General features: G+C 51.7%; 11 protein-coding genes, 1 tRNA gene and 1 pseudogene. 7 read left to right on the top strand and 6 right to left on the bottom strand.

Annotation, left to right across the window (positions count from 1 at the left end; genetic code table 11):
- Positions 1-54: 54 nt before the first annotated feature.
- Positions 55-204, bottom strand: coding sequence for a hypothetical protein (locus FDZ78_RS14650; RefSeq protein ID WP_168182023.1), 150 nt, complete (start codon positions 202-204; stop codon positions 55-57).
- A 186-nt stretch (positions 205-390) separates the two neighbouring features.
- Here FDZ78_RS14650 and FDZ78_RS09510 point away from each other — a divergent pair.
- The 6 genes from FDZ78_RS09510 to FDZ78_RS09535 all read left to right on the top strand — a co-directional run bounded on the left by FDZ78_RS09510 (position 391) and on the right by FDZ78_RS09535 (position 5201).
- Positions 391-463: transfer RNA gene (locus FDZ78_RS09510), tRNA-Pro, on the top strand.
- Positions 464-622: 159 nt separating this feature from the next.
- On the top strand, positions 623-1228 hold the full coding sequence (locus tag FDZ78_RS09515; RefSeq protein WP_123611126.1) for a DUF177 domain-containing protein: 606 nt from the start codon (positions 623-625) through the stop codon (positions 1226-1228).
- Between the two features lie 71 nt (positions 1229-1299).
- A complete protein-coding gene (gene rpmF / locus FDZ78_RS09520) occupies positions 1300-1485 on the top strand; it encodes a 50S ribosomal protein L32 (RefSeq protein ID WP_107032267.1) in 186 nt (61 codons plus the stop codon).
- 129 nt (positions 1486-1614) lie between these two features.
- Positions 1615-2598 (top strand): beta-ketoacyl-ACP synthase III, encoded by a 984-nt coding sequence (locus FDZ78_RS09525; protein WP_136408467.1) that lies wholly within the window; start codon positions 1615-1617, stop codon positions 2596-2598.
- Positions 2599-2717: 119 nt separating this feature from the next.
- On the top strand, positions 2718-3602 hold the full coding sequence (gene era / locus FDZ78_RS09530; RefSeq protein WP_136408468.1) for a GTPase Era: 885 nt from the start codon (positions 2718-2720) through the stop codon (positions 3600-3602).
- Between the two features lie 315 nt (positions 3603-3917).
- Complete coding sequence (locus FDZ78_RS09535; RefSeq protein WP_136408469.1) at positions 3918-5201, top strand: serine dehydratase subunit alpha family protein; 1284 nt, start codon at positions 3918-3920, stop codon at positions 5199-5201.
- 179 nt (positions 5202-5380) lie between these two features.
- Here the strand turns inward: FDZ78_RS09535 and glgP are convergent, their stop codons facing one another.
- From glgP to FDZ78_RS09550, 3 genes are all read right to left on the bottom strand, one after another.
- A complete protein-coding gene (glgP, locus tag FDZ78_RS09540) occupies positions 5381-7939 on the bottom strand; it encodes an alpha-glucan family phosphorylase (protein ID WP_136408470.1) in 2559 nt (852 codons plus the stop codon).
- 37 nt (positions 7940-7976) lie between these two features.
- Positions 7977-9704 (bottom strand): glycosyltransferase, encoded by a 1728-nt coding sequence (locus FDZ78_RS09545; RefSeq protein WP_123399516.1) that lies wholly within the window; start codon positions 9702-9704, stop codon positions 7977-7979.
- Positions 9705-10023: 319 nt separating this feature from the next.
- Positions 10024-10869, bottom strand: a complete 846-nt coding sequence (locus FDZ78_RS09550) for an alpha/beta hydrolase (RefSeq protein WP_240740377.1) — start codon at positions 10867-10869, stop codon at positions 10024-10026.
- Positions 10870-11322: 453 nt separating this feature from the next.
- On the opposite strand from FDZ78_RS09550, the gene FDZ78_RS09555 reads away from it, so the two are divergent.
- The gene (locus tag FDZ78_RS09555) at positions 11323-12762 is read left to right on the top strand and encodes a glycoside hydrolase family 28 protein (protein WP_136408471.1); all 1440 of its coding nucleotides are present in this window, start codon (positions 11323-11325) and stop codon (positions 12760-12762) included.
- 408 nt (positions 12763-13170) lie between these two features.
- Here FDZ78_RS09555 and FDZ78_RS09560 read toward each other — a convergent pair.
- Both FDZ78_RS09560 and FDZ78_RS09565 read right to left on the bottom strand, forming a co-directional pair.
- Positions 13171-13485: pseudogene (locus FDZ78_RS09560) on the bottom strand (alpha-L-arabinofuranosidase); the annotation flags it as partial.
- 215 nt (positions 13486-13700) lie between these two features.
- Positions 13701-14969, bottom strand: coding sequence for a SusE domain-containing protein (locus FDZ78_RS09565; RefSeq protein WP_124075558.1), 1269 nt, complete (start codon positions 14967-14969; stop codon positions 13701-13703).
- Between the last annotated feature and the right edge of the window lies 1 nt (position 14970).

Below are 14970 nucleotides of genomic sequence, written 5' to 3' on the forward strand. Positions count from 1 at the left end.
TTTGTTTTCTTACAACACACTTACCCCTCCGAGTGTTTGACCGTCCCAGGATTCTCATGGCTTTCCGTGGCGCCAGGCGCGTATCACCTGACGCCATCCTGCGGCAGAGCTGTGGATCTCGGCGCCCAGACGTATGACATTGTCAAAGATCATATCGTCTGCGCCGATGAAACCTGAATCTGTGATGGTGTTGGCTGAGGTCATGTCTGAGAGACTCGTGCAGTGGTTTGCAGACTGTTATTAGCCTTTGACGGTATGCAAAATTAGCGAAAAAAATCCGAAGGGACACAAAAATATGCAGTCCGGTGAAAATTTTTTTGGTGGATATTTGGAAAATGCTTACCTTTGTGGTCGCAAAAAGATGCCACGTTACACGCATTTTTAATTGTTCGGGGTGTAGCACAGTTGGCAGCGCGCCACGTTCGGGACGTGGAGGTCGGAAGTTCGAGTCTTCTCACCCCGACAAAATTGCTTCATACAAGGTTGCCGCCCTGCAGAGCAGCAACCTTGTATGGCGTAAAACAACCGCCTGTTGCAGGGAAATGCAAGGTTTTGGAAGTCATTGTTTTGATTTCTGAAACTTTTTGCCTACCTTTGCACAGTTTTTTCAATCAATACAGTCGTGGGAAAATTTTCAGAATTCCGCCTTCCGTTGAAAACCATACCTGAGGGAGTTCAAGAGTTTGAATATCACTTGGGCAAGCAGTTTTTTGTCAACATGGAAAGCGCTGACATACACGATGCCGACCTGCAGGTAAAGCTGACAGTCACCCACAAGCATGACATCTATGATCTTGCTTTCAAAGTGACAGGCACCGTCACCCTGATCTGCGACCGCTGTCTTGACGACCTGATCCAGCCCATCGAGGCCGACTATGAGATAGCCGTCAAGTATGGCGACGACTATTCGGAGACCGATGAACTCCTCATCATCCCCGAAAGCGACAACTGGCTCAACGTGTCGTATATGATCTTCGACACAGCCTCGCTCGCCATACCGGTCAAACACGTGCACCCGCTCGGCAAATGCAACCGCGCCATGAGCGCCCTGCTGCGCAAACACCGGGCAACGAAGATCGACGATGAAGACGCCGAACTCACAGACCAGCTCATGGACGAGATGGACTCGATGGATTCAGCTCCCGATTCGCCTGCCGACGAGCCGCAGCAAACCGACTCACGCTGGGACGCCCTCAAAAAACTGAGCACCGACAGCGCGGAAGACTAAAACAGCAACATAAACAGAAAAACGAGATATTTTCACATTTCATCAGCAAAACAAAAAATAATAAATAAATCATGGCACATCCTAAACGCAAGCAATCAAAGACCCGCACAGCTAAACGCCGTACTCACGACAAGGCTGTAGTTCCCACCCTGGCCCTCTGCCCCAACTGCGGCTCATGGCACCTCTATCACACCGTATGCGGTGAGTGTGGCTACTACCGCGGACGCATCGCCATCGAAAAGACCGCCGCTGTCTAAACGGAAAGGTAACAGAAATCTCGCACGGGATCGCTGACGCGGCCCGTGCGCAGACTTTTGTATCCCTACAGATTCAGACTCCCCAGCCTCGCTCCTCATCCTCAATTCCTATTAAAAAGAAATTTTGTTATGCTTAACGCTCGCATCGCCGGACTCGCGTCCTATGCCCCTGAAGATATCCTCGACAACGAAATGTTGTCGAAGATGGTTGACACCAACGATGAGTGGATCACTACCCGTGTCGGCATAAAGGAACGTCGAATCCTCCGTGAGCCCGGAAAAGGCTCCTCATATCTCGGCATCAAAGCTGTTGAGAAACTCCTCGAATCAACCGGTACAAAGCCTGAAGAAGTAGACCTTCTCATCTGTGCCACCTCAAACCCTGACTATCGTTTCCCCTCCACAGGTTCTATCATAGCTCATCAGCTCGGAATGAAAAACGCATATTCCTATGACCTCCAGGCAGCCTGCGCCGGCTTCCTCGTGGCATTGGAAGACGGCTCTGCCTATATCCGTTCCGGTCTGCGCAAAAAAGTGGTTGTAGTAGCCGCTGAAAAAATGTCGTCAATGACAAACTATCAGGACCGTGCCACCTGCCCCCTCTTCGGTGATGGTGCAGGCGCGATGCTCCTCGAACCCACTGAAGAAAACGTAGGCATTATCGACGGCGTGTTCCACGTCGACGGCGAAGGCCTCGAACACCTCTGGATGCCCGCCGGAGGCTCTGTGCTCCCCGCTTCTCACGAAACAGTCGACGCACAGCAGCACTTCGTCATCCAGGATGGCCGCAACGTCTACAAGAACGCTGTCACCGATATGCTCGACTCTTCTCTTGAAGTGATGGGCCGCAACGATCTGACTGTCGACAACATCGACTGGTTTGTCTCTCACCAGGCCAACCTCCGCATCATCGAGGCCGTAGGCTCGCGTCTCGGCATCGACAATGACAAGGTGCTTGTCAACATCGAGAAATACGGCAACACATCGGCTGCTTCAATCCCCCTCTGCCTTGACGAGCACAAAGACAAACTCAAGAAAGGCGACCGCCTGATTCTCACCGCCTTCGGTGCAGGCTTCACCTGGGGCGCAATGTATATCATCTGGGATCTCTGATCAGGCATCAGCCCGACAGATGAAACTTTTTAATAAAATAGCATCTTTTAAGGTGCTATTTTTGTTTATATTTGCAGCAGGTGATATTGCCTTATACAAACTAAACAACAGAGAAATATATGGAACATAAAGCCGGATTTGTCAATATAGTCGGCAACCCGAATGTAGGAAAGTCAACCCTGATGAACGACCTCGTCGGCGAGCGCATCAGTATCATAACCTCAAAGGCACAGACCACCCGTCACCGCATCATGGGTATCGTCAACACACCTGACTACCAGATAGTATTTTCCGACACCCCCGGAGTGCTTCAGCCGAAATACAAACTGCAGGAAAGCATGCTCAACTTCAGCGAAGGCGCTCTGGTTGACGCTGACGTGCTTGTCTACGTGACCGACGTGGTCGAGGACCCGTCTAAAAACGCCGACTTCCTCGCCAAGGTGGCCAAAGAAAAGATGCCTGTGCTTCTGGTCATCAACAAGATCGACCTTGTGAAAGCCCAGACCGAACTTGAGGAACTCACCCAGCGCTGGCAGCAGATTCTTCCGCAGGCTGAAATCTTCCCCGTCTCGGCGAAGGAACACTTCAACGTCGACAATCTTCTGAAACGTATCGTCGAACTGCTCCCCGTCTCAGCTCCCTACTTCGGAAAAGACGCGCTCACCGATAAACCGGCCCGATTCTTTGTAACCGAGATCATCCGCGAGAAAATCCTCACACTTTATGACAAGGAGATCCCTTACTCGGTGGAAGTCATCGTGGAGAAATTCGAGGAAAAGGAAAACTCAATCCACATCATGGCTGTGATCTACGTAGAACGTGACAGCCAGAAGGGCATCATCATCGGCCATCAGGGAAGCAAGATCAAAAAAGTTGGCATGGAAGCCCGCAAGGACATAGAAAAGTTCTTTGACAAGAGCGTGTTCCTCGAACTCTTTGTGAAAGTCGAACCCAACTGGCGTAACCGCGAGAACAAGCTCCGTTCGTTCGGCTATATGGAATAATCGGCAGCTCCACGTTGGGAGAGTCTATGGCATCTGCCGTACATCCTTTCAGTGGCTGCTTCAGCATTGATTCCGGTGGCGCGAAGTCTGATTTAGGCTTCGCGCCATTGGCGTATAAGGCCCCGCAGGGCGTAAAATTAGCTGTAAATTTACAGATAAGGAAAATATTATGCGCCTGATTGCTTGTAGATGCAGCCCAAATACAGTAACTTTGCTCCTGTTGAACGCAACATTTCGAGGCTGATTGGAATCCTGTTTTATTCCAGGCCGCATTAACCCATTAAATTCTGCTACCTAATTCAAGAAAAACAGTGTATGGTGAACAAGTCTGAAAGAGAGAAAATCATAGCTCTCATCAATCGCGAAGTCGTGCCGGCTATCGGGTGTACCGAGCCGGTAGCAGTGGCTTTGTGTGTGGCCAAGGCCACTGAGATCCTCGGCGCAGTCCCCGCGAAGATCGAAGTGGCCCTGAGTGGCAACATGCTTAAAAATGCAATGGGAGTCGGCATCCCCGGAACAGGAATGATAGGTCTGCCGATAGCTATGGCACTTGGTGCCTTGGTCGGCAAATCATCCTATGGGCTTGAAGTGCTCCGTGATGTCAATGACGAGGCCGTGAAGCGTGGCTGCAAGTTCATTGACGAAGGCCGTATTTCCATCAGCCATGCTGCAGACGCGCCATCGAATCTTCACATAGATGTGGTGGTGCGGGCTGAAAACGGTGACAGCGCACGTGCAGTGATCTCATGCGAGCACACTCACTTCATTCTGCTTCAGCGAAACGGCGAGACAAGCTTTGAAGAAAGCGCTGCCGGCACTGCCGCTGAAACTGCAGAGGATATCGCGCTTGACCTTGCCACAGTCTATGAATTTGCCACAGAGACTCCGCTTGACGAAATCTCCTTCATTCTTGAAGCCAAAAAACTGAACCTGGCAGCCGCGCAGACCGCACTTTCGGGTGACTACGGTCATTCGCTGGGTGCCACAATAAAAAAATCAGGACTGAAATATTACGGCGACACCCCCGTCGCACACATGATCTCATACACCTCCGCGGCTTGCGATGCCCGCATGGGGGGCGCCCCCGTGGCGGTTATGTCTAACTCAGGAAGCGGCAATCAAGGCATTACGGCTACAATGCCCGTGGTGAGCTTCGCCGCTGACATGGAAGCAAGCGAGGAGCAGACCATCCGCGCACTCGTGCTCAGCCATCTCACCAGCATCTACATCAAGCAGAGCCTTGGCCGCCTCTCGGCCCTCTGCGGTTGTGTCGTGGCTTCGACCGGAGCCTCGGCTGCTATAGTCTATCTGATGGGCGGAGGCTATGCCGAAGTCTGTGCGGCAGTCAAGAACATGGTGGCCAACCTCACAGGCATGATCTGCGACGGCGCCAAACCATCATGCGCACTGAAAATCTCATCGGGAGTCTCTACCGCCATGATGTCGGCTATGCTTGCCATGAACGGCAAGTGTGTGACATCCACCGAAGGCATTATCAGCGACGATGTTGATGCCACGATTCATAATCTGACATCAATCGGACGCGAGGCCATGACCGAGACCGACCGTCTGGTGCTGCAGATCATGACTTCAAAATAGAACGCTATATCTATTCTCATACTTATCTGAATGGTCCCTGTTTCAGCGTGGTGTTGAGGCAGGGACACCTTTTTATGCGGCAAGCCAGCGCCAGGAGCTGAAACAGACATAAAGCAAGACATCCGGCCTCCCTGACGGAAGCCGGATGTCTTTCAGATATGAGATGCGGAATCGTCTGATCAGATCCAGCGCACGAATGCGAAGTCCTGACGGTGGGGCAGGAGCGCGTTCGAGGGATACAGACGATATGAATAGCGGAACACACCCGGATCGCGGAGCTTGTCTTCAAGCTGGAAGGTAACGGTGTTTCCTTCCTTGCCCACGACCTTGAAGGGGATAGTGTCGACACGGTGTTCCTGATTGTCATGTACCTTGTCAACAACGAGTTCGAGACCGAGATCATCGGCGAGACCGTTAGCATCGATCTTGACAGTGGTGATAAACTTCTGACCGCTGTGGTTGTTGTTGTTGAGATCTTCGTTGGTGGTGATGTCAAGAACCTGGATTCCATCCCATGCGGCAGCTACTTTTTCTTTCCATGCGGCAAGCTCTTTGGCAAGTTTGTCGCCGTCGGCTGAAAGTTTTTCGAAGCGCTTCGATTCAGGGAGATAGAAGCGGTCGATGTAGTCTTCGATCATGCGCTGCATGGTGTACTGCGGAGCGATGTGACCGATCGAACGCTTGATATACTGAATCCATTCGGGAGAGTAGCCCTTGGAGTTCTTGGCGAAATAGAGAGGTATGATCTCGTTTTCGAGCATCGAGTAGATGGTTGCGGCATCAAGCTTGTCCTGCTGTCCCTGGTCAGTGTAGGTGCGCTTGTCAGTGAGAGCCCAGCCGGCCTTTTCGTCAAGACGGTAGCCTTCATACCACCAGCCGTCGAGCACTGAGAAGTTGAGCACACCGTTCATTTCGGCCTTTTCGCCTGATGTGCCCGATGCTTCGAGCGGACGGGTCGGAGTGTTGAGCCAGATGTCGACACCGGTGACAAGACGCTTCGCAACTACCATGTTGTAGTCTTCAAGGAAGATGATCTTGCCCTGGAACTGCGGCATGCGTGAGATCTCGATGATGCGCTTGATCAGGCCCTGGCCTGCTCCGTCGGCGGGGTGAGCCTTGCCTGAGAAGATGAACTGCACGGGGAACTGCTCGTTGTTGACGATGCGGGCCAGACGGTCGAGGTCAGTGAAGAGAAGGTGAGCGCGCTTGTAGGTGGCAAAGCGGCGGGCGAAGCCGATGATGAGCGCGTTGGGGTTGATCTTTTCAAGGATCTTGATGACAGCCGAGGGATCTCCCTGGTTGGCGAGCCATTTGGCCTTGAAGTCACGCTTCACGAAGTTGATGAACTTGTTTTTCATCGTGGTGCGCATTTCCCAGATCTCTTCGTCTTTGGCCTTGAAGATGCCTTCCCATGCTTTGGGATCGCTCTGGTGATCGAATACCTGCTCGCCGAGCTTTTCGGTGTAGAAAGCCTTCCATTCGCTTGCGGCCCAGGTGGGCATGTGCACACCGTTGGTGACGTAGCCAACATGGCTTTCTTCCCATGAATAGCCTTTCCATACGCCGGCAAACATTTTCTTTGACACCTCGCCGTGGAGCCAGCTTACGCCGTTGGCTTCCTGGCAGGTGTTGAGAGCGAAGACGCTCATTGAGAAGCGGTCCTGGCTGTCGGGGTTCTCGCGGCCCATGTTCATGAGGTCCTGCCAGCTGATGCCCAGACGTGCGGGGAATTCGTTGAGATATTTGTGGGCGAGGCCTTCGTCGAAATAGTCGTGGCCGGCGGGCACCGGAGTGTGTACGGTATAGAGGCTTGACGAGCGGACAAGCTCAAGAGAGGTGTTGAAGTCAAGACCGCTTTCCACGTAGTCAACGAGACGCTGGAGGTTGAGCAGAGCTGCGTGGCCTTCGTTTGCGTGGTAGATAGTGTTGCTGATGCCGAGTTTCTTGAGCGCGAGCACACCGCCGATACCGAGGAGATATTCCTGCTTGATGCGGTTTTCCCAGTCACCGCCATAGAGCTGGTGGGTGATTGAGCGATCATATTCGCTGTTCATGTCGAAGTCGGTGTCAAGCAGATAGAGCTTCATGCGGCCCACGTTCACGCGCCAGATGTGGCTGTAGATGATGCGGCCGGGATAGGGGACCTCGAGGATGAGCGGATGGCCGTTTTCATCGGTCACCTGTTCGATTGGGAGCTGGTTGAAGTTCTGGGGCTCATAGTTGGCTATCTGCTGGCCGTCTACGCTCAGTGACTGGGTGAAATAGCCGTAGCGGTAGAGGAAACCGATTGCGGTCATGTCTACGCAGCTGTCAGAAGCTTCCTTGATATAGTCGCCGGCAAGTACGCCAAGACCGCCGGAGTAGATTTTGAGGCAGTTGCAGAGGCCGTATTCCATAGAGAAGTAGGAAACGGAGGGAATGTCCTTGCGCATCGGTTTGGCCATATAGCTGTTGAACATGGCGAACACGTTCTTGATGCGGTCCATCATGTCAGCATCGTTCATGACTTCTTCCAGACGCTCGGAAGAGAGCTGCTGAAGGAGCATGACGGGATTTTCACCGGTTGCGCGCCACAGGTCGGGATCAAGATCGCGGAAGAGATTCTTGGCCGCGCTGTTCCAGACCCACCAGAGGTTGCGGGAGAGTGTTTCAAGGGGTTTCAATGCCTCAGGAAGTACGGACTTCACAGTGATGTCTCGCCATACGGGGGCATTAGTTTTGCTTACAGGCAGTTTCATATTTTTAGAAAATTGGTTTTTGTTTTTGCCAGGTCTGTCAGTCAGCATCTGAAAGCTTACGACGTGAAGCTTTTTCGATGGCCTGCTGATAGGCTGTGTCGTAATAGCGTATAAATTTCGACCAGGCTGCTTCAGACGCAGTGTTCATTGCGGCCTTGTGGATTTTCTTTGTCTCTTTTTCGCCGGCTTCTGTCAGATATTCAAGAGAGTGGGCTATGTTTTCGACTACGGAGCGATAGTTCGAGTCGCCGCGGCCTATGACATTGACGCCGCATTCGTCGAAATAGTTTTCGAAACTTTCAAGAACCCACTGGCCGAAGCCTGAAAGAGAGGTTGTCACGGTAGGGACTCCGAATGCCACGCTTTCAAGCGGTGTGTAGCCCCAGGGTTCATAATATGAGGGGAACACAGTGGCGTCAGCGCCGGGCAGGAGGTCGTAATAGCTCATGTTGAATATGCCGTCGGTGCCGTTGAGATAGCAGGGGACGTAGATGACTTCGACACGCGGATCGATCTCTGTGAATCCCAGCTGGTGCATGCGGCTGTTGACTGCGTCTGATTCCGGATTGTTGAGCCAGTGGGTGATCACAGGGTCATTAAGCGGGGCTTCATCGTTGGCCAGCGGAGCTTTTTCAAGAGTTGCGAGTCTTTCGGCGAGGTCCGCGCGGGCTTCTTTGGGCCATGCGGGCACCATTACGAATGCTATGATATTGCGGGCAGGCTTGCAGCGCTTCAGTTCGTCGCAGACGTCAAGGAAGAGGTCGAGACCTTTGTTGCGGTATTCGCAACGGCCGCTGGTGATGACTATAAATGAGTTCGGGTCAATCTTTTTGCCGGTAAGGGCCGAAGCTACAGACAGCATTTTGTCGCGGGCAGCTTTGCTGGCAGCCGGCAGTTTAGCGGCAGCCGGCACGAAGTTCTTTTCAAAACCGTTGGGAGTGACCACGTCAGGACGGCGTTCAAGCAACTGCTCGCATTCTCGGGCAGTGATCTCGCTTACGGTAGTGAACGAGTCTGCGGCATGGGCCGCTGCCTTTTCGAGCGAATGTTTGGCCTCCATGTTCAGCTCGCGGGCCATCTGGTCGCCGTTATAGCCGTCAAGATAGTCGTAGAGAGGCTTGTTGTTGCCGCAGATGCTGCGGCCGATGCTTGTGGCGTGGGTTGTGAAAACGGTGCCGACTTTCGGAAGTTTCCAGCGCACATACAGAAGCCCCATGCCGGTGGTCCATTCGTCGAAATGGGCCACTATGCGGGTCTGTTTCTTGCGTCCGCGCTTTCCGACGGGCTGTACCGGCTGGCCGAAGCCTGATTTTATTATAGATTCGATGACTACTCCGGATGCATGGGCGAAAGCGCAGCCTTCGTCATAATCGCCATAGGCATGAAGCGAATCGACGCCGAAGCGCTTCCACATTTCGCCGTAAAATTCGTCTTTTACGGCATACATGCCATCGAATTTTACAAGTACAGCGATCGGTCGTCCGGGAATTTCCCAACGGCCTACTCTTACGCTCACTCCTTCAGGAAGTTTGGCGTTGAGTGCCCAGTCGGAAAGTCCGGTGATTTTGCATTCTGAAAACCAGGGAGAAGGTGTGTCCGTGGTCCATACGTCAGGACCGATGAAGATGGTTTTGTCTTTGAATTGTTTCTGAAGAGTCTTGGCCTTCGTGGACAAGACGGTGTAGATGCCGCCAATCTTGTTGCATACCTCCCAGCTAACTTCGAAGAGGAGATCGACCTGTGGTATGGCAGGTGTTTTGTCCATTCTTAAAAATTACTATGTTGTTTTTCGTTTCAGGCTGCAAAGGTAAGCATTTTTTTCTAAATATCTGCAAGATAGACTAAAAATGGCATAGATTTTGTATTGTGGGCATTGAAAGCACGTTTGAAAGCATGTTCAAGCACATTCAGCTGTACGTTCAGCAAGCTGGTTTTGTAGACTGGTCCTATTGGCTCCCCTGTTCCTAATCTTCAGTCACCATGCTACAGCATGGTGACTGAAGATTAGGAATAGGTTAGCTCAAAAATACATCCACTCCGGCTTCACATTTGTTATTAAACAACCTCTAATACTCACGAGTAGATCACTGCCGGTTCGGGTCAAGACATATCTCGGAGTAAAGCCAATCAGATGCAAGTGAGGCTGCTTGGGCTGTGTTGCCTGTAAAGCTGTGGTCTTCGCCGTCAATGAGCCGGATAGAGGCGTTTTCAAGGTCGTGACGGAATCGCTCTCCATATGTGTATGGCACTATCCGGTCGGCTTTACCGTGTATGATGAACGTAGGGCCGGTGTAGCGGCTTGCAATCTCATAAATGGGTAGTTCGCGGGCGGCTGCAATGTAGTCGCGGCCAAGTTTCAGTCCATTTGGCATTGTTATGTATTCCGGAATATTCCACGGATCATACATGGCTCCCATAGTGTTTCCGCGCAGTGCGTCATCGCGCAATACGGCAGCAGGGGCCATCAGCACAAGTGACCTGATTTCTATGTCGCCAAGTTCTCCGGCGGTCATTGCCGCCACTACTCCGCCTTGAGAGTGTCCGAGCAATGAGATGTTTTTTGCAAAATTCTGAGTCCGGACCCATTTTATCACCGTTTTTGCGTCTTCGATTTCATTTGGCACGGTCATATTCCGGAATTCGCCGTCGCTTTTGCCGTGGCCGTTGAAATCAAATCTGACTACCCCGATGCCTTTTGCCACAAGGTCGGATGAGATGTCATCAAACAATTCTCCGTCCATGCAGCCCATAAAACCATGACAAAGTATGACTATCGGCAATTTTTGGGCTGTCTCTATCTGTGGCAGTTGCAGATGTGTGGCGAGACGCCCTACAGAGCCCTGAATGTAGAAAACGGAATCGGTCTGTGCCGACAGGCCGAGACAACATAAGACTGTGGTTATGATTAATATAATGTGCTTCATCATCATTGTCAGATGTTTTTATTCAGTTGCAGGCGATATTCTTTAGAAGTACCGCGGAAGTGTTTTTGAAGCAGGAGATGCTTCGTGAATTTTTATGACTGAGATCTGTTTTCGGCAAAGATAACAATAATCAGCCATTCTGACAAAGAAGACAAGATTTGCATAGTGAAAACAACTCAATAACAATAACGGTCAGATTATGAACAGATATATCACATCTCTGATAATTGCATTTTCGTCATTGACAGCAATCAATGCCCAGAACATCAATATTACCAATATCCCAAGTTTGACCGGGAGTTTGACAGCAGGATTTTTTTCTAAATTTTTTTCTAAATATCTGCAAGATAGACTAAAAAAGACACAGATTTTGTATTGTGGGCATTTCTGAGTAACTTTGCAGGGAAAATCACATTTCAGTCTGCTAAATTTTTTAATTTACAAATAATGTATATAACCATGAAGAAAACTTTGATGGCGCTGGCATTGGCGCTGGCATTTGTCGGCATGCCTGCAGAAGCGCAGAAAAAGGGCAAGACCCCTGACGAAGCGGCCAAGGCATGGGCCGAACTGTATCCCGAAATAGAGAAATCGATCAAGGCTCCTACTTTCCGTGAGAAAGATTATCCTCTTTTCAAATATGGCAAAAAGTCAAAGACCCAGGGCTATCTCTACACTCAGCTTATCAACAAGGTGATAGACCGCTGTTCGCGTGAAGGCGGTGGCCGAGTGGTGATTCCTGCCGGAACCTGGCTTACAGGCCCTATCACTCTCAAGAGCAATGTCAACCTCCATCTTGAAGAGGGTGCCACTCTGCTGTTCACTTCCGATCTGAAGGAGTATCCTCTGGTGCGCACTCGCTGGGAGGGCATGGACTGCTACAATTATCAGCCTATGATCTATGCCTACGAGCAGGAAAACATTGCTATCACAGGCAAGGGCACAATCGACGGCGGTGCCGAGATCGAGAACTGGTGGCGCATGTGTGGCGCGAAGAGCTACGGCTGGGAAGACGGCAAAGGCATCATCTCGCAGCGCATCGGACGTCCGCTTCTCATGGAGTGGAACGAAAAGGGTGTGCCTGTGGAGGAACGCCGCATGGGCGACGGCTACGGCATGCGTGTGCAGCTCGTCAATCCGGTCAAGTGCAAGAATGTGCTGATCGAGGATGTCACTCTGCTGCGCTCTCCGTTCTGGGTGATCCATCCGCTGCTGTGTGAGAACCTTACGGTGCGTGGCGTGCATATTCAGAATGATGGCCCCAACGGTGACGGCTGTGACCCGGAGTCATGCAAGAACGTGCTGATCGAACGCTGCTATTTCGACACCGGTGATGACTGCATCGCTATCAAGAGCGGACGTAACCGCGACGGCCGTACTGCAAACATTCCGTCAGAAAATATCATTGTGCGCAACTGCAAGATGAAAAACGGCCACGGCGGTGTGGTTGTTGGCAGCGAGATCTCAGGCGGTTTCCGCAACCTTTTTGTGGAAGACTGCGAGATGGATAGCCCTGAACTCGACCGTGTGATCCGCATCAAGACCAACAACTGCCGCGGCGGTGTGATCGAGAACATCTATGTGCGCAACGTGGAAGTGGGCCAGTGCAAGGAAGCCGTGCTGAAGATCAACCTTGTCTACGAGCCGCGCGAGATCTGCCAGCGTGACTTCAACCCGACCGTGCGCAATGTCTTCCTTGACAACGTGAACTGCCGCAAGAGCAAATATGGTGTGCGCATCGACGGTTTCGATGATATCTGCAATGTCTACAATGTAGAGGTCAAGAACTCTGTGTTCGAAGGTGTGACCGACGGAGCTTTCATGCTCAACGGCCAGACTGCCAATGTGCGTTTCTCAAACCTCAAAATCAACAGTGGAGTGCTCAAGCCTCTGAAGTAAACTGTTGACGCATCAATAAGAGGTTGCTTTTTTAACAGCCTCAAAATATAAAACAGCCTCTAAAAATTCCGGACCGGATTTCCAATGATGGAAATCCGGTCCGGTGTCATTTCTGAGTGCCGGGGTTTATCCGGCTATGGGGATGCGGCAGACGGCGAATGTCTTGGCCGGAAGAGTTAAAGTGGCGGTGTTTCCGCTTGCCGGAAGAATGGATTCCACTGGGATAATGCGGTCTGGATTCTCCAGAGTGTTGTCGCAGTCAAGGTCCGGAGTGCCGTCGGAGCGGAGGGGGGCGGAGAGGGTGATGATACGTCCGTCGGCCAGAGAGCGGCCTTTTCTCAGTTTCTGAAAATTCAGGGTGATCTCCTGCGGGCTGTCAGAGGTGTTGGCAATCTTTACAATGTAGCCGCCTTCGTTGGTCAGCCCTGTAGCCTTGTCTTTGTGAGGAGCGGCGGAAAGTCTGACGTAGTGTGGATTGCGGTCAAAGGGTCCGTCGTCAAGCAGGGCGACTGCTCCGAAACTTTCCCAGCCCATAAGGTTCTGAGGAAATTCGAAAGAGCGGTTTTTGACCATTTCGGCGTAGAGGCCGCCGTCAGCGGCATAGTTGATGTCTTCGAAGAAGAGTCCGTACATTGTCGGTTGTATTTCGGCTCCCGGATGGTCGGTGCGGATGATGAATTCTTCGGCTTGTATTGGCAGACCGGATACGATGGCGGTGAGCATTGAGCATACGGTGGTCCCGAATCTGAGTTTCATGGTGCTGGGGAATGATGTTTTGTGGGTTCGTTTCAGGCAAAGATACGAAAAATTCAAAAATATGGCCACCCGGCCTGTTCCCTGAATCGGGAATCAGGCCGGGTGGCGCTGAGATTGAAATAAGGGTGCGTTGTCAGTGGGTGTGGCCGGTGGCCACTTAGGGGCCGTTTTTTAACGTTCTGTTATTCTTCCGGAACGGAGACTGTCATTGTGCCCTCGACCGTGTCAAGGACAAAGGTCAGTTTGCCGCCTTTCCAGTTGAATGTCCAGCAGCCTTCGCCTTCCACATACTGGATGGCAGAGCCGAGAGTCATGCTGACATTGGCGTTTCCGGCAGCTGCTGCATAAGGGGTGGCACCCCAGCCGTTGAGTCCCGGATAGATGCGGAAGTAGACCTCACTTTCAGGGATATCGAAAGTAGCTTTGTAGATGCCTGTGCCACCTCTGTCGACAAGACGCCATGCTTCAAGGGCTTTTTCATTCGTGGCTGACGGTTCGGCCCAGTTGCTGGGGGTTCCGATCAGATAGACATATGTCTCTTTGAGATACTCGCCTTTCTTTGCATAAACCTTAGGGTTCTCTTTGTCTGTAAGGTCGATGGTAAAGGTTACATAGCCACCTTCCCAAGCGGCGTCAGTCATGAAGCATCCCTGGGTATAGGCAACTTCAAGAGAGGTTTCCTCATCGGTAAACTCAATCAGTTCGTTGCCACCGGATGGAGTGCCGAGGCAGACACCATCCCAGCCTGTGAGTTCGGTGTAGAAACGGAAGTACTGTTCGCCGGCAGGAACATTGAGCGAGCCGATATAGATATTTGTGCCTACGCCGGTTTCTTCGATGCTCCATTTTTCATAGGTTGTAGCATTGGCATTGTCCGGTGTAGCCCAATCGGTGTTGGTACCTACAAGATAGCAATAGCCGGGAACCTGCGGGAAGGGATTGTAGGGAGTCACGGAGGGGAGAACCACATTGTTTGACACGCAGTTGCTCGATGCGATCGATGGAATGCGGGCATTCGCGCGTACAGTCACTTTCTGCGGCTGAACGTCAGCATCTTCAAATTCATTGAAAGTATTGATGCCGAGAAGCTGGCAGATGGCGGTTGTCACGTCCTTGTCATCAAGTTCGATTGCAGTCTTGGTGGGCTGCTTGGGGGTGAGTGTGATGTAGTTGGCCTCTGTGCCGGTTTCCTCGTTGGCTTCGATGAATTCGTCGGCGAGGGTGAGGTCTACAGAGTAGGTGGTAACAACTGGGATTCCGTAGTCAGGAGCCACGGCTGTAAGTTCTACAACCTGCCCGGGGGCGAGGACAATGTTGTCGTCTTCTGCCGGAGTTGAAAGGCTGAATACCTTTTCGGCGGGTGCTACGTAGACCGGCTCCTTGTCAGCCTCACAAGAAGTGAGGGAGGCAGCGGCTACTGCAAGTGATGCTAAAATATATAACTTTTTCATT

The organism is Duncaniella sp. B8, assembly GCF_005304985.1.
Lineage (GTDB): Bacteria > Bacteroidota > Bacteroidia > Bacteroidales > Muribaculaceae > Duncaniella > Duncaniella muris.